This is a genomic window from Accumulibacter sp., assembly GCF_029255145.1.
GTDB lineage: Bacteria > Pseudomonadota > Gammaproteobacteria > Burkholderiales > Rhodocyclaceae > Accumulibacter.
The window spans coordinates 22,053-45,963 of record NZ_JAPUVQ010000113.1 but is presented as its reverse complement, the minus strand read 5'-3'; the positions used below and the strand labels follow the sequence as shown (position 1 = coordinate 45,963).

Sequence of the window (23,911 nt, the reverse complement as noted above, 5' to 3'; positions counted from 1 at the left end):
CGCCTGCAAGGCTACTGATGGCGTAGCGCCTCGATCGGGTCGAGCGCCGCCGCCCGGCGTGCCGGATAGAAACCGAAGAATACGCCGATGCCGGCGGCGACGCCGAAGGCAACCAGCACCGATGCACCGGAGATGACGATCACCATGTCGTTGATGGCGTTGATCAACAGCGCGCTGGCGATGCCGAGAACGAGGCCGATCAGGCAGCCGGCGATCGAGATCATCAGCGCTTCGAGCAGGAACTGGGCGAGGATGTCCTTCTGGCGGGCGCCGATCGCCATGCGGATGCCGATCTCGCGCGTTCGTTCGGTCACCGACACGAGCATGATGTTCATGATCCCGATGCCGCCGACGAGCAGCGAGACCGAGGCGATGGCGCCGAGCAGGACCGACATCACGCGCGTCGTTTCCGCCGCCGAGTCGGCGGCGGCGGCCAGGTTGCGCACGTAGAAGTCGTTGTCCTGCCCTTCGCGCAGGCGGTGGCGCTGGCGGAGCAGCGCGATCATGCCCGCTTCGACCGCCGGCATCGCTTCGGCGGAACCGGCCTGGACCATGACCAGCCGTACCGACCCCGGAAAGGGGGTGCCGAAAACCTTGCGCTGGGCAGTGGTCAGCGGCACGATGACGGTGTCGTCCTGGTCGCGTCCGTCGAGGTTCTGTCCCTTCTTGCCGAGGACGCCGATAATCACGAACGGACTCTGGCGGATGCGGATGGTCTTGCCAAGCGGATCGTCGACGCCAAACAGGTTATCGGCGGCGGTCTGGCCAATCAGCGCCACGCGGGTCGCCGAGCGGACGTCCGAGTCGCTGAAGGCGTGACCGCTGGCGATCGTCCAGGCGCGCGCATCGAGGTAGGCGGGCGTTGTGCCGACCACCGTCGCGCTCCAGTTGTTCGGGCCATGGACCAGTTGCTGGGTGCCCTGGTGCACCGGCGCGACGTTGCTGACGCCGTCGAGTTCGGCAATTGCTTCGGCATCGGCGACGGTCAGCGACGGGCCGCCGCCGCCGCCGCTGCGCAGGCCGCCGGCGCTGGTCGAGCCGGAGATCAGAATGTACAGGTTGCTGCCCATGGTGCTGATGGTCTGTGCCACCGCGTACTGGGCACCCTGGCCGATGGCCATCATCAGCACCACCGAGCCGACGCCGATGACCATCCCGAGCATCGTCAGCGCGGTGCGCAAGCGGTTGGCGCCCATCGCGTACCAGGCCTCGCCGAGCATCGCCTTGAACATCAGCCGACCGCTCGCGCCGGGGTGGCGAGATCGCTGACGATCAGGCCATCGAGAAAGCGTACCTGCCGCCGCGCGCAGGCGGCGATGTCCGCCTCGTGGGTGACCAGAACGATGGTGATGCCCTCGCCATTCAGCTGCGCAAAGAGGGCCATGATTTCCGCGCTGGTATGGCTGTCGAGGTTGCCGGTCGGTTCGTCGGCGAGGATCAGCTGCGGCGAGTTGACCAGCGCGCGGGCGATCGCCACGCGCTGCTGCTGACCGCCGGAGATGCGGCCGGGGAGCGATTCGGCGTAGGCGGCAAGACCGACGCGGGCGAGTTCCTGGCGCGCCCGCTGGCGCCGCGGCTGGCGCTCGACTCCGGCGTAGACCAGCGGCAGGGCGACGTTGTCTTCGAGGCTCATCCGCGGCAGCAGGTTGAAGCCCTGGAAGACGAAGCCGATGGTCTGGTTGCGCAGCTTCGCCAACTGGTCCCGGGTCAGACGGGCGACGTCGTGGCCGACCAGGAAGTAGTCGCCACTGCTCGGCGTGTCCAGGCAGCCGAGCAGGTTCATGAAGGTCGACTTGCCCGATCCCGACTGGCCCATGATGGCCACGAATTCGCCGGCTTCGATGCTCAGGGCGACGCCCCTGAGCGCCGGGAACGGACCGGCGGCGGTGCGGTACGACTTGCCCAGCCCGGCGACCCGAATGAGCGGTTGCGACATCAGAACAAACGCATGCCGACGCTGCTCGGCTTGGTGCCCGAATTGGCCAGATTTTCGCCGATCACCACCCGGTCGCCTTCCTTCAGGTCGCCGCCGAGCACTTCGGTATTGCGGCTGTCGGTGATCCCCAACTGCACGCTCAGCGCTTTCAGCCGGCCGTTGTCGATGATGTGCACGGTGCCGCTGTTGGCTCCCTTAGCGTCGCGCTTCTTGCCCTTGCCCTCGCCGGTACGCTCGGCGGCTGGCGTCTTTGCCGCGGTCGCCTGCTCACCGTTGCTGCCGGCGCCCTCGGGTGGCTTGAAACGCAGCGCAGCGTTGGCCACCAGCAGCACGTTCCGGCGACTGGCGACGGCGATACTGACGTAGGCGGTCATCCCGGGCAGCAGGATTTGTTCGGGGTTGGAGAGCGAAACGCGGACGTTGTAGGTGACGACGTTCTGCTGGGTAGTCGGGTTGAGGCGGATCTGCTGGACTTCGCCCTCGAAGCTGCGCTCCGGAAAGGCGTCGACGGTGAACCGGACCTTCTGCCCCGGCCTGATCTTGCCGATGTCGGCTTCAGCGAAGTTCGAGTCGATGCGCATTTCGGAGAGGTCCTGGGCGATCTTGATCAGCGTCGGCGTCTGCAGGCTGGCGGCGACCGTTTGCCCGAGGTCGACGACGCGGTCGACGACGACACCCGAAACCGGTGATCGGATCGTCGTGTAGCGGAGATTGACCTGGTCCTTGTCGGCGGCGGCCCTGGCCTGCGCCAGTTGCGCCTCGTTCGAGCGGCGTGCCTGGATGGCCTGTTCGAGTTCCTGGCGCGAGACGTACTCCTCGGCAAACAACTCTCGCATGCGCGCTTCATTGGCCCGAGCCAGATCGAGCGCGGCCGCCACGTTGAGCACGTTGGCGGCCGTCTGCCGCGCCTGCGCGGCGAGCAGCGAGTGGTCGAGTTCGAGCAGGGCCTGTCCCTTTTCGACCTTGTCATTGAAATCGACGTACAGCCTGGTCACCGTTCCCGACACCTGGGTGCCGACATTGACCAGCACCACCGGGTTGAGTGTGCCGTTGGCCGACACGGTCTGGGTGACGTCGCCTTTATCTACCATCTGCAGCTTGTAGCGCTGTTCGGGCGATTGGGCGGCGTTCTGACGTTGCCAGTACACACCGGCGGCAGCCACGGCGACGAGCAGCACGGCGATAGCCGATTTTCCGAAGGTGATGTTCATGGTTTTCCGGCTTTCCAGGTAGCGTCGACCGACAGCAGCAGGCTGCCGTCGAGAACGCCGACCGCCCTGGCCAGCGCTGCGCGCGAGACCCGCCAGTCGAGCATCGCCTGGATCCGCTGCAGGCGTGCGGAAGCGAGTGCGCTCTGGGCGTTGAGGACGTCGAGAATGTTGCCGACGCCGGCCTTGTAGCGTCCCAGCGCGACGCGCTCGGACTGCTCGGCGCTGGCCAGCAGGTCGGCGGTAGTCCTGATCGTCTGGGTGGCGGTGGTCAGACTCTGATACGCCTCCCAGACGTCCAGTGCCACCTGTTGGCTGGTGCTGTCAAGGCGCGCCGCCTGGACGTCGCTTCTCGCCTGCGCGGCGCGGACGTTGTAGGTGGTGTTGAATCCGGAAAAGAGCGGCAGGCTGAGTGTCAGCCCGACCGAATTGCCGTTGGTGGATAGTCCGCCGAGGTCTTGCCATTGCGGTCCGGCGCTGAGCGAGATAGTTGGCAGTCCGCTGGCACGCGCGTAGTCGACGCCGGCCTGCGCCGCCAGCAATTCGGCTTCGGCGGCCTTCATCTCCGGTCGTTGCCGGCGCGCTTCGACGATCAGCTCGGCAACGTCCCGGTCGAAGCTGGCGTCGGGCACGGCTGCCGGAATCTCGTCAAGTCGCAGCGCCTGATTGGCGTCGAGTCCCATGACCTTGGCCAGCCGGCCGTAGGCGTTGCGCAGCACGCCTTCAGCCCGGATGCGGGTGAGCGTCGCCTGCGACCACGCGGTTTGCGCCTGCAGGCGGTCAGCCGGGGTGCCGGTGCCGACCCGGTAGCGGACCTCGGCCGCCGACAGGCTCTCGCGGCTCGCTCGCTCGGACTCCCCCGCGGCGGTGACCGCTGCCCGCGCGGCCTGGGTGTTGTAATAGGATTGGAGCGCGCCGAGAAAAACACTTTGTACGGTCGAGTCGAGCGTCGCCGAGGCTGCGCTGAGCAATTGCCGTGCAACTTCGAGGTTCGCCGACCGGGCGCCGAAGTCCACCAGCAGCCACGACAGGGTCAGCGCGGCACTGCGCTGGTTGGCGCTTCGCGAATCGATGGTCACCCGACTGGCGGCCAGCCGACCGTCGAGCGTCGGCAGGAATTCCGACTGCGCCACGCCGACCTGCGCCGCCTGGACGCGCGCGATCGACCATACCTCACGGGTGGTCGGGTTCTTGCACAGCGCCAGGTCGATGACTTCGAGCACCCCGTAGGCGGCGTCGGCGGGCAGCGCCCGACACGGCAGGTCGGCGCTGTCCGGGCCGGAGAGCGTGAGCGCCGGGCGCGGCGGGGTGATCGCGCGGGTGTCGAACGGATCACTGCTCGCCATGGTTTCAAGGGCCGACAGCTTGCCCGGGATGGCGGCAAACAGCGCCGCAAGTAATAGCGAGAGTCGGGCAGCGCGGTGCAGCGGCGAATCCGGTCGGGATGTGGTGTCGGGCATTTTTCGCTAGTATAGCCAAGCTGGTGGCGATCGCGCCGATCAGCGACTCACCTACTCGGGAGTATTCGCAGTGGCCCGGAAGAAGATCGATTTCGCGAGCTCTTGCCAGCGTGCGCTGTCGGGCCTGCGCGCGCGGCCCAGGCGGTAACGCTCGCGATGCCGTGGATGGAAACCCTCAGCCTGCTCGGCATGCTGGCCGCCGGCTGGCTCTGGCTGGATAGTTTCAGGGCACGAGAGGCGGGCATTCGCGCGGTACGCGCGGCGTGTGATGCCGACCAGCTGCAACTGCTCGACGACACCGTGGCGCTGGCGTCGCTGCGTCCTGCCCGCGACGACGAGGGCCGCTTGCGGCTGCGTCGCGTCTATCGTTTCGAGTACAGCGACACCGGCGACAATCGGCGCAACGGCCAGATCACGCTGCTGGGCAGCGAGTTGCTGCTGTTGCACTTGCCGCGTGTGCCCGGGTCTGCGTTGCGCCTGGTCGCGAGCGAGTGTGAGCCGGAGCGTCGGCAGTTTCCGCGTCTGCCGTCGTGAACTACCTGGCGCACGCGCTGCTCGCCGGCCCCGATGACGACTACCGCCTGGGTGCCCTGCTCGGCGATTTCGTCAAGGGGCCGCTGCGGCCAGCGCCGCCTGGGCTCAGCGCAGCACTGCAGCGCGGCCTTGCCCTGCACCGGCGGATCGACAGCTTTGCCGACGCCCACGCTGTCTTCTGCCGGAGCCGGCAGCGAATCAGCGTCGAGCGCCGCCGCTACAGCGGCGTCATCATCGACGTCTTCTACGACCACTTTCTTGCCGTGCACTGGGCTCGTTTTTCCGAGCAGCCGCTCGAATCCTTTACGGCTGGCGTGTACGCGCTGCTCGCGCAGCGATCGCCGTTGCCCGATCGCCTGGCGCAGATGCTGCCGCGAATGCGCCAGGAGGACTGGCTCGCCGGCTATCGGGAGCTGGCGGCGGCAGGCCGTGCCCTCGACCAGATCGCAGCGCACCGCATCAGCCGCCGCAACAGCCTGGCGGGCGCCGGCAGCGAACTGAGCAGCGCTTATCCGCATTTCGAGCGCGATTTCCTCGATTTCTTTCCAGCAGCGGTCGCTTTTTCCGAGCAGTTCCGGCGAGAAATCGAGGGCGGCAGCTGAGACGGGACGCACGAGCCCGGGCGATCGGGCCATTGCGCGGCGTAGCCCCGCTTCGTCTCGCCGGCTTCCTCGATCGATGGCGAAGTCGACGATGGTATGGACAATTCCGCCGTCTTCCCCGATTATTCGGCACTCCTACGCTGGCAGGCTCGGCCAGCGCCGGACTCAACCGCTTCAACCGCCGGCCAGGCTGCCTCCGCATCCTCTGGCGGCATCTTGAGCCGAGGCTGCGCGGGGCTATCCTGTAATCCGGAACTGAATGGCCGGGGATGGTAATTGCCGGCTCGCTACTGAACAGACGTTGCTGCTGGCATTGGTCGTATCGGCGCCCGGGGTGTGGCAAGAAAAGGCGTTTGCCCGGTGCCTGGGTGGCCACCAGACTCCGCGGCCTCTTGCGCGGTCGTGAACGATTGACGTTGATGGCAGTGGGTCGCAAGCGTTTTTCGAACTGGCTGGGCCAATCTGGAAGCTGCAGCCAACCAAGACCTCTTGCTGTGGGAAAGGGGTGGGCCAAACACGGCATGCGCTCCCGTTCAGCGTTCACCCGGTGCGTGGAGATGGTGAAATGCAAAGATGCACCAAGTGTCTGGTGCCCGATCGCGTTCCAGGCGTGTCGCTGTCAGCAGACGGCATCTGCAACCTATGCCGCGACGACGTGTCGCTGGCCGCGGAGGCCGCCAGGGCGGAAGACGCCCGACGAGCCTACGAGGCTGATTTCGAGAAGGCCCTGGCCGAGTGTCGAGGGCAGGGTGAGTACGATTGCCTGGTGCCGCTCAGCGGCGGCAAGGACAGCGTCTTCCTCCTCTACCGGTTGGCCGTCGAGCTCAAGCTCAAGGTACTGGCGTTCACGGTCGACATCAACATTCCGGCGCTGGCCTGGGATAACATCAGGCGTGCCCTGGGCAAGTTGAATATCGACCACGTCAGCTATTCGCCCGCACCCGAGTTCTACAAGAAGATTTTCCGCTATCTGCTGCGCAACCAGGAGGAACGCGGTGCGGTTTACACGCTGTCGTACGTTTATGCGCCTCTCTTCGAGGGCGACGCGATCAAGCTGGCGATCGCCAAAGGCATCCCGCTGGTGCTGGCAGGATACTCCCCCGGCCAACCGGAGCCGGAGCGCATGCTCTACGAGTTTTCGCGGCAGCTGCTCTGCGAGACCGACTGGACGCCGCCGGAACTGGCAAGCTGCGGCGAGTTTAGCGCCGAGGATCTTGCCCGCTTCTACAACCCCAGGAGCCACCCTGCGGGAACGCAGGTGCCGCGCTACCTCGCTCCATTCCACGCCTGGCCGTACAATCAGGAGGAAATCATGCGCAAAGTGGTCGATCTTGGCCTGGTGGCATCGAGCAGGCATGCCAACCCGATTCACAGCAACTACCCGATCAACTGGTTGCTGATGTATTCCGATCTGCGCACCTTTGGCTACAACCCGTACGCTCCGGAGTTTTCCAGTTTGATCCGGCACGGCAAGGCCAACCGCAATTACTGGCGGGTCATGGGCCCGGTGGTCGACTTCTTGATCCGCAAGCGGCTCGGTCCGGGAAAGGAAGTAACCCGGAGCATGGCCTGGCTTGGCCTGACTGCCGACGATCTGTGCATCAACCGGTGCCGAGGCGCCTACGATCCGGTCGTCGAGCAGCGATAGGCGGCTGCTGTGCAACCGTCAGAGCGACCAACGGGCGGCAAGATTGGCGTGAGCCGCGTGCCGGCCGGTGACGTGTCGATGGAAAGCAGCGGTTGGACGGTACCCGGGATGCTGCTTGCCCGCAGTCTGCTGACTCCAGACGACCCTGCTCTGTTCCAGGTTTCGTCAGCCGGCGGGGAGTGGCTGGGCACCACCTGGAGTGGCTACCGCCAGGCGGTGGCCACCCTCAGCAATGGTTTCCGGAAGCTCGGCGTGTCCGCTGGCGCAAGGGTTGGCATCATGGCGCCGAGTTGCCGCGAGTGGGACTTCGCCCAACTCGGGATCCTGGCCGCGGGCGGTGTTGCCGTCGGCCTCGACCCCTATGCAGTTGACGCGCACATTGGCGAGATAGCTCGCCGCTGCAACTTCGCGGGTCTGGTGCTGGCGCACCCTTCTCAGCTTGATCGGCTTGGCGATGCGTTTCGGCGAGGGCTCGATTTCGTCGTCTGCTTCGATGCCGCCGGGGTAGAGGGCGTTGTGCCACTCGAAGAGCTTCTCGCTGAAACGAACTCCGGCGGAGACTGGAATCAGGCGCAGGCCGACGCTCCGGCAACGATCATCTTTACCTCCGGAACGACCGGTGAACCCAAGGGTATCGCGTATAGCCATCGGCAGATGTGTCTCGCCGCCGCGGCGATTCTCTCCGCTTACGCGCAGGTCGGCGAGGGCAGTCGTCTGGCGTGCTGGCTGCCGCTATCGAATCTCTTCCAGCGAATGATCAATCTGAGCGCGATCGGTCGTGGCGCGCAAACCTATTACGTGGCTGACCCGCGCGAGGTGATGAACTACGTCAGGCGTATCGAACCGGCTCTGTTCATCGGTGTTCCGCGGTTTTTCGAGAAGCTGTACGTGGGTATCGAGCAGGTCGTCGCGCAGCAGCCGGCCTGGCAACAGAAAGTGGTGCACTGGGCGTGGCGGGTCGGTGACCGGCGAGCCGCGGCAACGCGAGCCGGGCACCGGCTCGGAATCGCTTCCCGCCTGCAGTTTCTGGCCGCCCACTGGCTGGCCCTCGGCAAGCTGCGCAAGGTGCTCGGCCGCGATCTGCAGTTCATGGTCAGCGGCTCGGCGCCGATGCCGCTGTGGCTGCTCGAACGCTTTCACGCGATCGGCTTGCCGATCCTCGAAGCCTACGGGATCAGCGAAAACATCATCCCGGTGTGCCTCAATCGACCCGACAGCTTTCGTTTCGGCAGCGTCGGCAAGCCCCTTCCCGGCAGCGAGGTGCGTCTGGCCGACGACGGCGAACTGCTGGTGCGCGGCCCCGGAGTGTTCTCCAGCTATCTTGGCGAGCCGAGTGCTTGCGGTCCGGCCACCCTGGATGCCGATGGCTACCTGGCAACTGGAGACCTCGCGATTGTCGATGCCGACGGCTTCATTACCCTGATTGGTCGCAAGAGCGATATTTTCAAGACCTCGACCGGGCGTCGCATTGCTCCCGCCGGCATCGAGAGTCAGCTGCAGCAGGTGTCGCAAGTGGAGCACGTGGTGGCCTTCGGCGCTAGTCGCCCGCAGCCCGTGGTCTTGCTGGTGGTCAGCGAGGTGGTGTGGCAGGCGGGCGTTGCGGAGTCGTTCCAGAGCCTGCGACGGCAGCTTGCCGACGCCAGCGGGTCTCTTCCAGCCTACCAGCGCCCGGCAGGATTGCTGATTACGGCGCAGGCGCTGACCGTCTCCGGCGGCGAAATAACGGCCAACATGAAACTGCGCCGGCAGGCCATCGCAGCCAAGCACGAGGTTGCCTTGGCCGAGCTCTTTGCCCACCTCGATGCCGCTCACGGCACCGCCTTCACAGCCTGGAGCGCGGACGCACTGACTTGCTATTGCAGTTCATGAAGAATTACTTCATTACCGGCGCCACCGGAGCGATCGGCAGCTCCCTGGTCCCGATACTGCTGCTGGATCCCGAGACGCAAGTCACCTTGCTGCTGCGGGCAGCGTCGCTCGGCGAACTGGCCGGGCGCCTGGAGTCGCTCTACGGCTTCTGGCAGATGGGTCCCGCCGAGGCTGCCGCACGCCAGCGGGTACGGGTTCTGCGCGGCGACGTGACGCGCCCGGCCTTTGCTCTGGACGCCATCGAATATCGGCAGCTTGCCGCCACTAGCACGCACATCATTCACTCGGCGGGCAATGTGCGGATGAACCTGCCGATCGAGCAGGCTCGCCACTCTTCGGTCGATTCGGCTCGCCACATCATCGCGCTGGCGCACGGTTGTGCGCGTCTCGAGAAAGTCGAGTTCGTCAGCACCGTCGGCGTCGGTGGGCGCACGCATGGGAAGGTGCCGGAAGAATGGCTGACCGCACCCCGGAACTTTCACAACACCTATGAGCAGGCCAAGGCTGAAGCCGAGGAGGTCGTCCGCGTCGAACTCGAACGAGGTCTGCCGCTGACCGTGCATCGGCCGAGCATGGTCGTTGGCAACGGGAGCGATGGCCGGATCATCCATTTTCAGGTCTTTTACCATTTGTGCGAGTTCTTGTCTGGCAGGCGCACGTTCGGAATGTCCCCGGATCTTGGTGTCGCGCGACTCGATATTGTCCCTGCGGACTACGTCGCCAAGGCTATCGCCTGGTCGAGCACGGCAGCGGCCAGCACTGGCCGGATCATCCATTCGTGTTCGGGACCAGCGCTGGCGCTGGCGCTTGACCCGCTGCGCGAACGTGTTCGGCGCGCTTTTGCCGAGGCCGGGCGCCGCGTGCCACCGCTGATCAAGCTGCCAACCGGTGTGTTCAGCGCAATCATCAGTGCAGCCAGCCTGTTGATGCCGGCTGATGCCAGGCGTGCGGTCAGGACGCTGCCGGTCTTCCTCGACTATCTGGCCACCGAACAGACCTTCGCCAATCATCGTACGCAGGAATTGCTGTCCGCCGCCGGGCTCGCTGTACCGGCACCCGAGCAGTACCTTGAGCAGGTGCTGGGCTATTACCTGGAAAGTTTGCGACCGCGATAGCGTGGAGGCTGTGGGAGGCGCAACGGTGGCCCCGGAGCAAGCGTCATTGCTGACCTGACCTGCGCTGTGCGCGCCATGGGGCCAAGCCGAGCCGGGCGTGCCGGCCGACCTCGCCGCAGCAGCTAGCCTTCGCGCGACGCCCGTCGGCGCTCGTTGTCGGTGAGCAGGCGCTTGCGGATGCGGATGCTCTTCGGGGTGATTTCGACCAGTTCGTCGTCGGCGATGAATTCGACCGCCGACTCGAGCGTCAGCGCGACCGGCGGTACCAGACGCACGGCCTCGTCGGTACCCGAGGAGCGGATGTTGGTCAGCTGCTTGCCCTTGATCGGATTGACCACCAGGTCATTCTCGCGGCTGTGGATACCGATCACCATGCCCTCGTAGAGTCTGTCGCCCGGACTACTGAACATCCGCCCACGGTCCTGCAGCTTCCACAGTGCATAGGCGACCGCTTCGCCCCGCTCGGCGGAGATCAGGACGCCGTTGCGGCGGCCCGGAATTTCGCCCTTGAGTGGCGCGTACTCGTCGAAAACATGGCTGATCAGCCCGGTGCCGCGCGTCAGGTTGAGGAACTCCCCCTGAAAGCCGATCAGGCCGCGCGCCGGAATCCGGTATTCGAGACGGACGCGACCGCGCCCGTCCGAAGACATGTCCTGCAGGTCACCGCGACGATAGCCGAGGGCTTCCATGACTCCGCCCTGATGTGATTCCTCGACGTCGAGAGTGAGCGCCTCATACGGCTCGCACTGCTCGCCGTCGATTTCCTTGACGATCACCCGCGGGCGGCCGACGGCCAGTTCGTAGCCTTCGCGGCGCATGGTCTCGAGCAGGATCGTCAGGTGCAGTTCGCCGCGCCCGGAAACCAGAAAGCTGTCGGTCTCCGACGTCTCCTCGACGCGCAAGGCCATATTGGTCAGCAGCTCCTTGCGCAGACGCTCACCGATTTGCCGACTGGTGACGAACTTGCCCTCGGTGCCGGCGTAGGGCGAGTTGTTGACCATAAAGGTCATGTTCAGAGTGGGTTCATCGATGCGCAGCATCGGCAGCGCCTCGGGCTGCTCGATGGAGGTGACCGTGCAGCCGATCGACAGATCGTCGATACCGGTCACCAGAACGATGTCGCCGGCCACCGCTTCGCTGAGCGGCACCCGTTCCATGCCGCGGAAACCGAACACCTGGTTGACCTTGGCGGTCTTGGGCGCGCCGTGCTCGAACGTTCCGTCGACCCTCGCCTGCCCGTACATCACCAGCACCTGTTGCGCCGGTTGCAGGCGGCCCCGCTGCAGACGGCCGATGCCGATCCGGCCAACGTAACTCGAGTAATCGAGCGCTGAAATCTGCAGTTGCAGCGGACCATCGATCTCGTCGGCGTGCGGTGGGGGAACGTGCTTGAGAATCGTCTCGAACATCGGCCGCATGTCGGGCGAAGGCCTGGCCAGATCAAGCGTTGCGTAGCCGTTGATGGCCGAAGCATAGATTACCGGGAAATCGAGTTGCTCGTCGTTGGCGCCGAGTTTATCGAAGAGGTCGAAGGTGTGGTCGACCACCCAGTCCGGACGCGCGCCATCGCGGTCGATCTTGTTGACCACGACGATCGGCTTCAAACCGAGAGCGAGTGCCTTCCTGGTGACGAAGCGGGTTTGCGGCATCGGGCCTTCAACGGCATCGACCAGCAGCAGGACGCCATCGACCATCGACAGCACCCGCTCGACTTCGCCGCCGAAGTCGGCGTGTCCCGGGGTATCGACGATATTGATGTGCACTCCGGCATAGTCGACGGCCAGGTTCTTGGCCAGGATGGTGATGCCGCGCTCTTTCTCGAGGTCATTCGAATCCATCATCCGTTCGGTAATGTGCTGGTGCGCGGAGAAGCTGCCCGCCTGCACCAGCAGCTTGTCAACCAGGGTCGTCTTGCCGTGGTCGACGTGGGCAATGATGGCGATGTTACGGATGGCGCGGGACATTTAGGGTCAAGCCTCTCAGGAAGGGCCGTTATTCTAGCACGGACGGGACCGTTCGTGCTGCGCTGCAAAAAACCGCGGGCGCCTAGAGCGTGTTGACTTTCCGCATGCCCCTCAAATGCCATTGTCAACAAATGGATTAAACGGCTTCTCACTATCAAGCACTTACAAACTGGCTGTCCACAGCGGTTGATTATTGGTCATATCCTGACTTTTGGGCAGAGTCAGGATGGCACTAATGTGGTTCAGAGACGATCAGCTTTCGCGGATCGAAGCGCTGTTGCCTGGTAAGAAGGGCGACCCGGGCCGTAACAGCGGCGGACAATCGTCTGCTTGTTGAAGCCGTCGTGTGGATTGCACGGACCGGCAGTCCATGGCGAGACCGGCCATCGGAATTCGGGCCATGGAATAGCGTCTATCAACGCTTTGGCCGATGGTCGCGTCGAAGCGTTTGGCATCAGGTCTTCGCTCAGCTGGCTGACGACGCCGATTTCGAGGAAGCAATTATCGACAGCACCATCGTACGCGCCCACCAGCACGCAGCGGGTGCACAAAAAAAACGGTGACCAAGCGCTTGGGCGATCCCGCGGCCGGTTGAGTACCAAGATTCACGCATTGGTTGAAGGATTGGGCTCTCTTGCCCGGTTTCGACTCACGGGTGGTGAGGCAGTCGTTGACGCTCCCCGGAACTGACCCGCCTTTGCTCACCGAAGCTGACCCATCAAGCGTGACCCAGTGAGCCCTGGTTGAGGTCCGTAGCGGCTCCCCGGAGCCGAACTTCGTAACTCCCCAAGCTCGGTCGGTTGTAGGTCATGCCTGTTGGCAACGCGGCCGCGCGCGTAGGTCCGGCTGCCCGACCTTCTGATTGCGCGGTCAAGCCCCTTCGCCAAGCTCGCCGCGTCCGCCCAGTTCGCCCGCCGCCAGGTTGCGCTCAGGCCTCGTCAGATCTCCGGCTCCGCGACAGGAAGCCCGGCACGGGCCCATTCTTCCCGCACGACGTCGTGTGGGGAGAAACCGTCATGGAATTCCGACAGTGCGAGGCGTGTCACCAGCCGTTCCGGCCGCGTCCGCAGAACCCCGACCAATGTTTTTGTGCCGCCGCCTGCCAGCGCGAACGGCGACGGCGTTGGCAGGCGGCCAAGCGCCACAGCGATCCCGACTACCGCGAGGACCAGAAGCGTGCGCAGAAGGCCTGGGCGGAGCGTCACCCCGACTACTGGCGCACGTATCGAGAGCAGCATCCGGAGTACGTCGCACGCAATCGGGCTCGGCAGCGGGAACGCGCGCCCGCCCCGGCCGGCGTTGCAAAGATGGACGCGTCAAAGGCGGAAATCCCCCTGCGTTCCGGCACTTACCGTTTGTCGCCGGTGGCGGACGTGTCGTTTGCAAAGAAAAACGCGTGGATGGTCGAAATCACCGTTCTTCCAGCCGCTTGTGCCTCGCCCTGAGGCTCCTGCCGCGGCTTGCAAAGAGAGGACTCGATCGCCTGGTGACGGTCGTCCCGATAGGCTGTGCAGCAGGAGGTGACGCACATGGGTCAGACGGCCACGGCGGCCCGGACTCTGGACCAGCCTCTTCAGTGGCGCCTACACGGAAATGCTCAATTTGATGGCCACCAATCTCCAACAAAGCCACCAGAAGAAATTGGATGATTGGGTAAAGGCCAGCCTGAAATAACACGGACGTAATCGGCCAACACTCTTTCATGTGCAGCGTGGAGGGGTGGCCGGTCGAATCCCGGTGACTTTTGCGGCGGTGCCGGGGTACGGTTTCGGAAATATCCGCCGACTCAGCGGTTCAAGAGCATCAGCAGCACCAGATTCAACAGCAGCGAAACGCCGGCGATGACCCGCCAGGTGAGCAGCGGGTTGCGCATCGCCAGTGGCGTGACCGGTGGTCGGCCGACCGGGCGGTTGGCGCCACGTTCCAGTGCCAGCAGAAATTCCTCGGCGGTTTCGAAGCGCTGCGCCGGGTCTTTGGCGACCGCCTTGAGCAGTGCATTCTCCAGCCAGCCGGGGATGTCTGGCCGGTAACGCGTCGGCGCGATCGGTTCGCCAAATCTGGGGTGCTGGAAGGGCTCGATCTCGCCGTAGGGGTATTTGCGCGTCAGCAGGTGGTACAGCGTGACGCCGGCGGCATAAAGGTCGTGCGGCGGGCCGGCCTGCTCGCCGGCGAACAGCTCCGGTGCCATGTAGCTGGGGGTGCCCGGGCTGCCGGCGGCGGGGTCGTCTTCCGACAGGCTGATCGCGACGCCGAGGTCGAGAATGCGCAGGCGGCCGTCGCGGCCGATGTGGATGTTGTCGGGTTTGATATCGCGGTGCGCGACGTCGAGCCGGTGCAGCGCCGACAGCCCCTTGATCAGCCGGATGCCGTGCTGAACGGCATCGGCGACGGTGAAATGGAGGTCGGCGTCGAGCATCCGCTGCAGCGTTGCGCCCTCGTGCCAGGTCTGCAGGTAGTACAGGCAGCTGCGTCGATCGGCTGGCAGCAGTTGCGCGAAGAATGGCGAGGAGATGCGTCGTCCTCGCCACTCCTCCATGATCAGCGCGCGGATCTCGTCGGGGTCGTCGGCCAACTCCGGGCGCAGCGTCTTGAGCACCAGCTGCTGGCCAGACGCCTGGTCGGTGACGCGGTAGAGCAGCGTCGCGCGTGAGTCGTGCAGCACTTCGTCGATCAGTAGCCCGTCAATTTCCTGGCCCGGTTTGAACAGCGGCGGCAGCGGCAGGCGCGCGGTGCCCTCGAGCGAGTCGCGAAGGTTCTCGGGGGGCAGCTCGTCGATTCGCGCGACGACGGCGCTGGCGTTGTCCTGGCCGCCGGCGGCGAGCGCCAGGCTGGTCAGCGACGCAGCGGCCTGCTGCGCGTCGGGATGGGCAAGCAACGTCGCGCGGATGCGCGCATCGCCGAGGACGCCCCAAACGCCGTCGGAACAGAGCAGGAAACAGTCGCCCTCTTTCAGTTCGCCGTCGGCGAAGTCGATCCGGAAATGACGGTCGAGGCCGACCGCGCGCGACAGCACGTTCTTCAGCTCCGGGTGTTCCCAGAGGTGGTCGACGGTCAGTTGCGTGCAGCCGCCATCGCGCAACAGGTAGAGCCGCGAATCGCCGACGTGGCCGCTGACGTAGCGGCGGCCACGCAGGACCAGCATGGTCAGCGTTGTGGCCATGCCGGTGAGCTCCGGTTGCCGGCCGGCTTCGGCCATCACCCAGCGGTTGAGCGGCACGACGACCTTTTCCAGCGCGTGTGGCACGCTCCAGGTATCGGGTGTCGCGTAGTAGTCGGAGAGCAGGCCGCGGACGGTGTATTCGGCCGCTTCGCGCCCGCCCTGATGGCCGCCGACGCCGTCGGCAAGGGCGGCGATCAGCCCCTTGTTTTCGAGTTCGGCCCCGTGTGGGGTGACCATGCCGCAGAAATCCTCGTTGCGCTGGCGCGGACCGGTCAGCGAGGAATGGCCGATGTCAACCTTTAGCGGCATGCAGACGCTGCTCCGTAAACGAGAAGGGGGCGGAAGGTACGCAATGTACCCTGCCGCCCCCGGCTGTTGAAAGGATTCGCCGGATCAGATCTTGGCGGCGGTGAGGTGCGCCGCACCCCAGGTGGTGCGCCAGCGGTTCTTGACCGCGCTCAGTCCGGCCAGCGCCAGCAATGCCAGCGCGGCGAAGATCAGGAAGCCGACCTGGTAGCTGCCGGTGAGCTGCTTGGCGTAGCCCAGCGACGACGCCAGGTAGAAGCCGCCGACGCCGCCAGCCATGCCGACCAGTCCGGTCATGACGCCGATTTCCTTGCGGAAGCGCTGCGGCACCAACTGGAACACCGCGCCGTTACCCATGCCCAGCGCCAGCATCGCACCGACAAAGGCGAGCAGTGCCATCCACGCCTCGGGCAGGCCGACGCTGACGATGCCCAGGAAGATCGCGGCGAAGACGTACATCACCGACAGGCTCTTGATGCCGCCGATGCGGTCGGCGACGTTGCCGCCGATCGGCCGTACCAGCGAACCGGCGAAGACGCAGGCGGCGGTAAAGAAACCGGCGGTTTTGGCGTCGAGCCCGTACTGGATGTTGAAGTAGATGGTCAGCGACGAGGCCAGGCCGACGAAACCGCCGAAGGTCACCGAGTAGAAGAACATGAACCACCACGCGTCGGCGTCCTTGAGCACTTTCAGGTACTCGGCGAGCGACTTCGGCGGCGGGCATTCGGGCGAGTCCTTGGCGGCGATCATGTAGTAGATGAAGACCAGCAGCAGCGGCAGCAGCGCCAGCCCGAAGACGTTGGTCCAGCCGTAGGCGATCGCCAGGCTCGGCGCGATCAGCGCCGCCAGCGCGGTGCCCGAGTTGCCGGCGCCGGCGATGCCCAGCGCCGTTCCCTGGTGTTCGGGTGGATACCAGCGCGAGGCGAGTGGCAGCGCGACCGCGAAGGAGGCGCCGGCAACGCCGAGAAAGACGCCCAGAATCAGCGTCTGCTGGTAGCTGTGCACGCCCAGGTACCAGGCGAAGAACAGCGAGACCATCACCACCACCTGGCCGATGGCGCCGGTCATTTTCGGCTTCAGGTGGTCGACCATCAGTCCCATGACGATTCGCAGCAGCGCCCCGGCAAGCACCGGCGTGGCGACCATCATTCCCTTCTGGGCGTGCGTCAGGCCGAGATCGCTGGCGATCTGGACGCCGAGCGGGCCGAGCATCACCCAGACCATGAACGCCAGGTCGAAGTAGAGAAACGAAGCGATGAGTGTCGGCCGGTGGCCGGCCTTCCAGAACGAGTTGTCCATTGTCGTGGTCCGTTGGTTAGATTGAGAGCTCAGATTTCAAGAAAAACCGTGCCACTTTCGACGCGGATCGGGTAGCGGCGCGAGCAGCCCTGGTCGGGGGCGACTGCCTCGCCGGAGTCCAGGTGCAGCTTCCAGCCGTGCAGAGGGCAGGTCACCTGGTTGCCATGGACCATTCCCTGCGACAGCGGACCGCCCTTGTGCGGGCAGCGGTCGCGCAGGGCAAAGACCTCGTTGCTCGAGGTACGGAAGACCGCGATGTCGCCACTCGTTGACCTGACCACGCGACTTCCCAGTTTCGGGATGTCGTCGATCCTGCAGATCGATTTCCATTCAGCCATTTCTGTTCTCCAGTCCGCTATACCGAAAGCACTTCGTATTCGTTCTTCTCGACGCCGGCGATGCGCTCGGCCCAGGGATCCCTGGCGTCCTGCAACTCGGCCAGCAGACGTCCGTGCAGCGCCTTGCGGTTGTCGGCGTCCTCGACGACGCGGTTCTTGGCGTGTTCGAGGCCGACGCGTTCGAGGTAGTGGCAGGTGCGCTCGAGGTAGAAGCCTTCCTCGCGGTAAAGCTGCAGGAAAGCGCCGGCGTACTCCATCACCTCTTCGTCGCTGCCGACCTTGACGAAGAACTGCGCGACCTCGGTCTTGATGCCACCGTTGCCACCGACGTACAGCTCGTAGCCCGAATCGACACCGATCACACCGACATCCTTGATGCCGGCCTCGGCGCAGTTGCGCGGGCAACCCGAAACGGCCAGCTTGACCTTGTGCGGCGAGTACATGTCGAAGAGCATCTTTTCGAGCTTGACGCCCATGTCCATCGCCAACTGCGTACCGAAGCGGCAGTGTTCGCGGCCGACACAGGTCTTGACGGTGCGGATCGACTTGCCGTAGGCGTGGCCAGAGGGCATGTCGAGGTCCTTCCAGACGCCGATCAGGTCTTCCTTTCTGATCCCGAGCAGGTCGATGCGCTGGCCGCCGGTCACCTTGATCGTCGGCACCTGGTACTTTTCGGCGACGTCGGCGATCCGTCGCAGCTCGGACGCGGTGGTCAGTCCGCCCCACATCCGCGGCACCACCGAGTAGGTGCCGTCCTTCTGGATGTTGGCGTGCGCGCGCTCGTTGATCAGCCGCGAGCGCGGGTCGTCCTTCGCCTGTTTCGGCCAGGTCGAGATCAGATAGTAATTGAGCGCCGGACGGCACTTGTCGCAGCCATCCGGCGTCGTCCACTCAAGGAAGCGCATCGTTTCGCCGATGCTCAGCAGCGGCTGCTGGCGAATCGCGTCGCGCACTTCCTGGTGCGAGAAATCGGTGCAGCCGCAGACCGGCTTGCGATTCGACGCCGCCGGTGTGTAAGCGCCGCCGATGGTCGCCGAAAGAATCTGTTCGCAGAGGCCGGCACAAGAGCCGCAGGACGACGACGCCTTGGTGTGCTTCTTGATGTCGTCGAGTGTGAACAGGCCGTTTTCCTTGATCGCCTTGACGATGGTGCCCTTGCTGACGCCGTTGCAGCCGCAGACTTCGGCGCTGTCGGCCATCGCCGCCGCCTTGCTGTGGCCCTGGTGACCGACGTCGCCGACGTGCGACTGACCGAACAGCAGGTGATCGCGAATCTCGTGGATGTCCTGACCGTCGCGCAGCAGCTGGTAATACCAGGGGCCATCGGCGGTGTCGCCGTAGAGCACGCCGCCGACCAGCTTGTTGTCCTGGATCACCAGCTTCTTGTACACGCCGCCGGCGGCATCGTTGAGGATGATCTCCTCGGTATCCCTGCCGCCGAAAAAGTCGCCGGCCGAGAACAGGTCGATGCCGGTGACCTTGAGCTTGGTCGAGGTCACCGAACCGGTATAGCGGCCGATGCCGTAGTTGCCGAGATGGTTGGCGGCGACCTTGCCCTGCTCGAACAGCGGCGCGACCAGACCGTAGGCGATGCCGCGGTGGGCGACGCACTCGCCGACGGCATAGACCTTCGGATCGTAGGTCTGCATGGTGTCGTTGACCACGATGCCGCGGTTGCAGTAGATCCCCGCCGACTCGGCGAGGGCGATGTTGGGGCGGATGCCGATCGCCATCACCACCAGGTCGGCCGGCAACTGCAGGCCGTCCTTCAGGCGGACGGCGGCGACCCGGCCGCTCTCGCCGGCGACCAGCATCTCGGTCTGTTTGCCGAGCAGGAACTTGAGGCCGCGCTCTTCGAGTGATTTCTGCAGCATCCGGCCGGCGGTCTGGTCGAGCTGGCGTTCGAGCAGCCAGTCGGCGAGATGCACGACGGTCACGTCCATGCCGCGCAGCTTCAGGCCGTTGGCCGCTTCGAGACCGAGCAGGCCGCCGCCGATCACCACCGCGTGCCGGTAGCGGCGGGCGGCGTCGATCATGGTGTCGGTATCGGCAATGTCACGGTACGAGATCACCCCCGGCAGATCGTTGCCGGGGACCGGCAGCATGAAGGGGTTCGAGCCGGTCGCCAGCAGCAGGCGGTCATACGCCTCTTCGGTGCCGTCCTCGGCGATCACCCGCCGCTGCACGCGGTCGATCCGGTTGACCTTCTTGCCGAGGTGCAGCGTGATCCCGTGGTCGGCGTACCACTGGTGGTCGTTGAGGATGATGTCCTGGATCGTCATCTCGCCGGCGAGCACCGGCGAGAGCAGGATGCGGTTGTAGTTCGGGTGCGGTTCGGCCCCGAAAACGGTGATCTGGTACTGATCGGGGGCGATCTTCAGCAATTCCTCTAGCGTACGGACGCCCGCCATGCCGTTGCCGACCATCACCAGTTTCTTCTTGCTCATCTTCGCGACTCCATTCAATGCATTTTGATGGAGGCACTGAAGCAATCGGCGTGCCAGAATCCATTGGCTATGATTTGCAATGTCTTTTTGCGGCGTGAATGGTGGTTGAAATGATGCGGCGCACAATTTCGGGGCATCTCCCGGATCACAGGTGCGAAATCTGGTGCGGCGTGCGACAAAATGGTGCTGGCGGCGGCAGCCGCCATCGGAAGACGCTTGCCCCGTGCGGTTTCCGATCCGGCTCCATCGCCCAGAAGGGTTTTTCGATTGACTGTGGTATGGAGGGCCGGCGATACTTCCGGGCCCGCCTCTGGCCTTTTCCTGCCGTGCTTCTGGAGATCGTTGCAAATGAAAATTACTGTCATCGGCACCGGCTACGTCGGTCTTGTTTCCGGAACCTGTCTGGCCGACGTCGGCAACGACGTGCTCTGTCTCGACCTCGACGCCGAGAAGATCCGCATTCTGCACGCCGGTGGCATCCCGATCTTCGAGCCTGGCCTCGAGGCGATGGTCAGACGTAATGCCGATGCCGGCCGCCTGCGCTTTACCACCGACATCGAGGAAGCCGTTGCGCACGGCGTGCTGCAGTTCATCGCTGTCGGCACGCCACCGGATGAGGATGGATCGGCTGACCTGCAGTACGTCCTGGCCGCTGCGCGCAGCGTCGGCAGATACATGCGCGAGTACAAGGTGGTGGTTGACAAGTCGACGGTGCCGGTGGGCACCGCCGACAAGGTACAGGCGGCGATAGCCGAAGAACTCGCGCGCCGCCAGCAGCGGATCGACTACAGCGTCGTCTCCAACCCCGAATTCCTGAAGGAGGGGGCGGCTCTGGAGGACTTCACCAAGCCCGACCGGATCGTCGTTGGCGCGAGCGATCAGCGCGCCATAGACATCATGCGCGAGCTCTACGCGCCCTTCCAGCGCAACCACGAGCGGCTGCTGGTGATGGACGTGCGCAGCGCCGAGCTGACCAAGTACGCGGCCAACGCGATGCTGGCGACGCGGATCAGCTTCATGAACGAGCTGGCCAATCTCAGCGAGCTGCTCGGGGCCGATGTCGAACTGGTGCGCAAGGGTATTGGGTCGGACCCAAGGATCGGATTCGACTTCCTCTACCCCGGTGTCGGTTACGGCGGTTCGTGTTTTCCGAAAGACGTGCAGGCGCTGATTCGTACCGCGCACGCAAGCGGCTACGACTTCAAGGTGCTGCAGGCCGTCGAAGACGCCAACGACGCCCAAAAGGGTGTGCTCACGAAAAAGATCGTCAAGCGCCTGGGCGACGACCTGTCGGGCAAGACCGTCGCCCTGTGGGGGCTGGCGTTCAAGCCCAATACCGACGACATGCGCGAAGCGCCCAGCCGGGTGCTGATCGCCGACCTGCTGGCGCGCGGGGCGACGATTCGCGCCTACGACCCGGTCGCCACGCACGAGGCACGGCGCATCTTTGCGGGCCAGGCGGGGATCGAATTCTGCAGCCAGCCGATGGATGCGCTGCGCGGCGCCGACGTGCTGGCGATCGTCACCGAGTGGAAGGAGTTTCGCGCCCCGGACTTCGCGGCGATCAGGTCGCTGCTCAAGACGCCGGTGATTTTCGACGGCCGCAATCTCTACGACCCGGCCATTCCGCGCAAGGCGGGGCTCGAATATTTCGCGGTCGGGCGCTTGTAGCGACTGCGGCGAAATTCCGGCGGCGGCCGTGACGCGGCATTTCGCCATGGCGCTGGGGTAGAATCGCGGTCCTGCCTAACAGGGGTGACCCGATGAAAGTTCTTGTGACCGGCGCCGCCGGGTTTATCGGCGCTAGCACTGCGCTGCGGCTTCTGGCGCGCGGCGACCAGGTCGTCGGACTCGACAATCTGAATGACTACTACGCGGTCTCGCTCAAGGAAAGCCGGCTGCAGCGACTCAAGCCGCTGGCCGGTTTCAGCTTCGTCAAACTCGACATCGCCGACCGCGCGGGGATCGAGAAGCTGTTCGCCGACGAGCGCTTCGACCGGGTGATCCACCTCGCGGCGCAGGCCGGCGTGCGCTATTCCTTGCAGAACCCGCACGCCTACGTGGACAGCAACCTGGTCGGCTTTCTGAACATTCTCGAAGGCTGCCGTCACCAGCAGGTGCAGCACCTGGTCTATGCTTCCAGTTCCAGCGTCTACGGCGGCAACACCCGCATGCCGTTTTCCGAACACGATAGCGTGGACCACCCGGTCAGCCTCTACGCGGCGACCAAGAAGGCCAACGAGCTGATGGCGCACACCTACAGCCACCTCTATGGCCTGCCGACCACCGGTCTGCGCTTCTTCACCGTCTACGGGCCGTGGGGCAGGCCGGACATGGCGCTCTTCCTGTTCACCCAGGCGATTCTCGAAGGGCGGCCGATTGACGTCTTCAACCACGGCCTGATGCAGCGCGATTTCACCTACGTCGACGATATCGTCGAAGGCGTCGTGCGGATCCTCGACCGAACCGCTACCGCCAACGCCGACTACTTGCCGGACGAAGCCGACCCGGCGACCAGCAACGTGCCCTACCGTGTCTTCAACATCGGCAACCACCAGCCGGTGCCGCTGCTCGAGTTCATCGGAGCGATCGAAAGAGCCCTCGGCAAAACCGCCGAAAAGCGCCTGTTGCCGATGCAGGACGGCGACGTGCCGGCGACCTACGCCGACACCGCCCTGCTCGACGACTGGCTGGGCTTCGCGCCGGCGACTCCCCTTGAGGAAGGCGTCAATCGCTTCGTCGCCTGGTATCGCGAGTACTACGGGGTTTGACGCGCGCCGGGTTTGACCGGTGGGCTTCGTCCCTCGCCGCAAGCCGGCACGCGGCGACACTCGTTTGCCTTGCAATTCCTTATCTGGAGTGTAAACTTTCCGGAAAAGGAGACGCGTCATGAATCTTGCGTATGCTTACCCCGCCAGCCGCTTCGAACCGGCGATTCTGGTTGATCTGAGCGCCCGGTCCGAGCGCGAGCGGCTGTCGAAATCGGCGCTACAGGGCTTCTTCAAGTTGGCGGAGGCCTGGAAGTTGCGCGACGAGGATGCCCGCGAGCTGCTCGGCGGGCTGTCGAGCAGCGCCTTCTACGAGTGGAAGAAAAACCCGGCACGGGTGCTCGAGGTCGATCGCATCACGCGCATCTCGTACCTGATCGGCATCTACAAGGCCTTGCACATCCTGTACGGCGACGCGCTTGCCGATCAATGGGCGGGTTTGCCCAACCGCAACCGGATCTTCGCCGGGCGTACGCCCCTGGCTTACATGCTCGGCGGCGGTCTGCTGGCCATGCAGACGGTTCGCAAACTGCTCGAAGCGCGGCGTGGCGGGGTGTGATGCAGCGCCCGCCGCCGCTGTCCCGCGTTCGCCGGTTTGACACCATCCGCTTGATTCCCTCGCGCTTCGCCGACCGCGAGGAGTCGGTGCTCGGCGCGCTGGCCGAGGACGTCGACCACTTGCGGGACCTGTTCGATCTCGACAACGCCACCAACGAGCGCCTGCTCGGCGAGAGCGGCGGCCTGCCGGGGATCGGCGTCGATGAGCTGGTGTTTGGCGTGCCGAACTTCCGGATCATCAATGCCGCGTTCACCTACCCGCGCCCGGAAGGCAGTCGCTTCAACGACAGCAGCCGCGGTGCCTGGTATTGCGCGTTCGAATTGCCGACGGCGATGGCCGAAATCATCTTCCACAAGACCGTCGAGTATCAGGAGATCAACCGTTTCGACGACAGCGTCGCCTATCAGGCACTGCTCGCCGACTTCAGCGGCCAGTTTCACGACCTGCGCCGTGCGCCGGCGTTCGTCGGCTGTCTCGATCCGGACAGCTATCTGGCTTCGCAGGAGCTGGCGTCAGAGTTGCTCGACGCCGGGTCGATGGGGATCGTCTACCCCAGCGTACGCCGCCACGGCGGCACCAACCTGGCGTGCTTCAGACCGGCGCTGGTCGGCCATCTGCGCCGCGGAGCGGCGTATCGCCTGACCTGGGCCGGCGACCCGCAGCCGCAGGTCGCCCCGATCGTGCCTGACGCCTAGCTG

The 23,911-nt window shown here is 65.0% G+C and carries 20 protein-coding genes and 1 pseudogene; 11 read left to right on the top strand and 10 right to left on the bottom strand.

The genetic code is table 11. The annotated features are described in order from the left end of the window. Nucleotides 1-11: 11 nt before the first annotated feature. The 4 genes from Q1L50_RS12435 to Q1L50_RS12420 are packed head-to-tail and all read right to left on the bottom strand — an operon-like array spanning nt 12 to nt 4,604. A complete protein-coding gene (locus tag Q1L50_RS12435) occupies nt 12-1,232 on the bottom strand; it encodes an ABC transporter permease (protein WP_300339216.1) in 1,221 nt (406 codons plus the stop codon). Beyond that, nucleotides 1,232-1,936: an ABC transporter ATP-binding protein gene (locus Q1L50_RS12430; protein WP_300339214.1), complete on the bottom strand. Its 705-nt coding sequence runs from the start codon at nt 1,934-1,936 to the stop codon at nt 1,232-1,234. Before Q1L50_RS12430 ends, Q1L50_RS12435 begins: the two co-directional genes overlap by 1 nt. Then, nucleotides 1,936-3,147: an efflux RND transporter periplasmic adaptor subunit gene (locus tag Q1L50_RS12425; protein WP_300339212.1), complete on the bottom strand. Its 1,212-nt coding sequence runs from the start codon at nt 3,145-3,147 to the stop codon at nt 1,936-1,938. Before Q1L50_RS12425 ends, Q1L50_RS12430 begins: the two co-directional genes overlap by 1 nt. After that, a complete protein-coding gene (locus tag Q1L50_RS12420; protein WP_300339211.1) occupies nt 3,144-4,604 on the bottom strand; it encodes a TolC family protein in 1,461 nt (486 codons plus the stop codon). Before Q1L50_RS12420 ends, Q1L50_RS12425 begins: the two co-directional genes overlap by 4 nt. Before the next feature lie 165 nt (nt 4,605-4,769). On the opposite strand from Q1L50_RS12420, the gene Q1L50_RS12415 reads away from it, so the two are divergent. The 5 genes from Q1L50_RS12415 (at nt 4,770) to Q1L50_RS12395 (ending at nt 10,372) form a co-directional block, all read left to right on the top strand. Beyond that, nucleotides 4,770-5,138 (top strand): DUF3301 domain-containing protein, encoded by a 369-nt coding sequence (locus tag Q1L50_RS12415; RefSeq protein WP_300339209.1) that lies wholly within the window; start codon nt 4,770-4,772, stop codon nt 5,136-5,138. Continuing rightward, entirely contained in the window at nt 5,135-5,740 is a 606-nt protein-coding gene (locus Q1L50_RS12410) for an ACP phosphodiesterase (protein ID WP_300339208.1), read from the top strand. The genes Q1L50_RS12415 and Q1L50_RS12410 overlap by 4 nt, the downstream gene beginning before the upstream one ends. Before the next feature lie 565 nt (nt 5,741-6,305). After that, complete coding sequence (locus Q1L50_RS12405) at nt 6,306-7,388, top strand: hypothetical protein (RefSeq protein WP_300339207.1); 1,083 nt, start codon at nt 6,306-6,308, stop codon at nt 7,386-7,388. 48 nt (nt 7,389-7,436) lie between these two features. Continuing rightward, nucleotides 7,437-9,257: an AMP-binding protein gene (locus Q1L50_RS12400; RefSeq protein ID WP_300339206.1), complete on the top strand. Its 1,821-nt coding sequence runs from the start codon at nt 7,437-7,439 to the stop codon at nt 9,255-9,257. Then, nucleotides 9,239-10,372: an SDR family oxidoreductase gene (locus tag Q1L50_RS12395; protein ID WP_300339205.1), complete on the top strand. Its 1,134-nt coding sequence runs from the start codon at nt 9,239-9,241 to the stop codon at nt 10,370-10,372. Before Q1L50_RS12400 ends, Q1L50_RS12395 begins: the two co-directional genes overlap by 19 nt. Nucleotides 10,373-10,494: 122 nt before the next feature. Here Q1L50_RS12395 and typA read toward each other — a convergent pair whose 3' ends face one another. Further along, on the bottom strand, nt 10,495-12,336 hold the full coding sequence (gene typA, locus Q1L50_RS12390) for a translational GTPase TypA (protein WP_300339203.1): 1,842 nt from the start codon (nt 12,334-12,336) through the stop codon (nt 10,495-10,497). Nucleotides 12,337-12,562: 226 nt separating this feature from the next. Here typA and Q1L50_RS12385 point away from each other — a divergent pair. Further along, a pseudogene (locus Q1L50_RS12385) lies at nt 12,563-12,999 on the top strand (IS5 family transposase); the annotation flags it as partial. Nucleotides 13,000-13,352: 353 nt separating this feature from the next. Next, nucleotides 13,353-13,781, top strand: coding sequence for a hypothetical protein (locus Q1L50_RS12380; RefSeq protein WP_300339202.1), 429 nt, complete (start codon nt 13,353-13,355; stop codon nt 13,779-13,781). Nucleotides 13,782-14,122: 341 nt separating this feature from the next. Here Q1L50_RS12380 and Q1L50_RS12375 read toward each other — a convergent pair whose 3' ends face one another. The 5 genes from Q1L50_RS12375 to Q1L50_RS12355 form a co-directional block, all read right to left on the bottom strand. After that, on the bottom strand, nt 14,123-15,805 hold the full coding sequence (locus tag Q1L50_RS12375; RefSeq protein WP_300339200.1) for a bifunctional protein-serine/threonine kinase/phosphatase: 1,683 nt from the start codon (nt 15,803-15,805) through the stop codon (nt 14,123-14,125). A gap of 84 nt (nt 15,806-15,889) precedes the next feature. Next, nucleotides 15,890-17,101 (bottom strand): nitrate/nitrite transporter, encoded by a 1,212-nt coding sequence (locus Q1L50_RS12370; RefSeq protein WP_300339198.1) that lies wholly within the window; start codon nt 17,099-17,101, stop codon nt 15,890-15,892. 29 nt (nt 17,102-17,130) lie between these two features. After that, nucleotides 17,131-17,439: a nitrite reductase small subunit NirD gene (gene nirD, locus Q1L50_RS12365; RefSeq protein ID WP_300339196.1), complete on the bottom strand. Its 309-nt coding sequence runs from the start codon at nt 17,437-17,439 to the stop codon at nt 17,131-17,133. 17 nt (nt 17,440-17,456) lie between these two features. Next, nucleotides 17,457-19,886 (bottom strand): nitrite reductase large subunit NirB, encoded by a 2,430-nt coding sequence (gene nirB, locus Q1L50_RS12360; protein WP_300339194.1) that lies wholly within the window; start codon nt 19,884-19,886, stop codon nt 17,457-17,459. Between the two features lie 14 nt (nt 19,887-19,900). Then, on the bottom strand, nt 19,901-20,251 hold the full coding sequence (locus Q1L50_RS12355; RefSeq protein ID WP_300339192.1) for a hypothetical protein: 351 nt from the start codon (nt 20,249-20,251) through the stop codon (nt 19,901-19,903). Here Q1L50_RS12355 and Q1L50_RS12350 point away from each other — a divergent pair. The 4 genes from Q1L50_RS12350 (at nt 20,235) to Q1L50_RS12335 (ending at nt 23,908) form a co-directional block, all read left to right on the top strand. Then, on the top strand, nt 20,235-21,557 hold the full coding sequence (locus tag Q1L50_RS12350) for a UDP-glucose/GDP-mannose dehydrogenase family protein (protein WP_300339190.1): 1,323 nt from the start codon (nt 20,235-20,237) through the stop codon (nt 21,555-21,557). The genes Q1L50_RS12355 and Q1L50_RS12350 overlap by 17 nt on opposite strands. Before the next feature lie 92 nt (nt 21,558-21,649). Beyond that, nucleotides 21,650-22,657 carry an NAD-dependent epimerase gene (locus Q1L50_RS12345; RefSeq protein ID WP_300339188.1) on the top strand — a complete coding sequence of 336 codons (1,008 nt, stop codon included), beginning with the start codon at nt 21,650-21,652 and terminating at the stop codon, nt 22,655-22,657. A gap of 118 nt (nt 22,658-22,775) precedes the next feature. Then, on the top strand, nt 22,776-23,213 hold the full coding sequence (locus tag Q1L50_RS12340; protein ID WP_300339186.1) for an antitoxin Xre-like helix-turn-helix domain-containing protein: 438 nt from the start codon (nt 22,776-22,778) through the stop codon (nt 23,211-23,213). After that, nucleotides 23,213-23,908, top strand: coding sequence for an RES family NAD+ phosphorylase (locus Q1L50_RS12335; protein ID WP_300339184.1), 696 nt, complete (start codon nt 23,213-23,215; stop codon nt 23,906-23,908). The genes Q1L50_RS12340 and Q1L50_RS12335 overlap by 1 nt, the downstream gene beginning before the upstream one ends. Nucleotides 23,909-23,911: the final 3 nt, after the last annotated feature.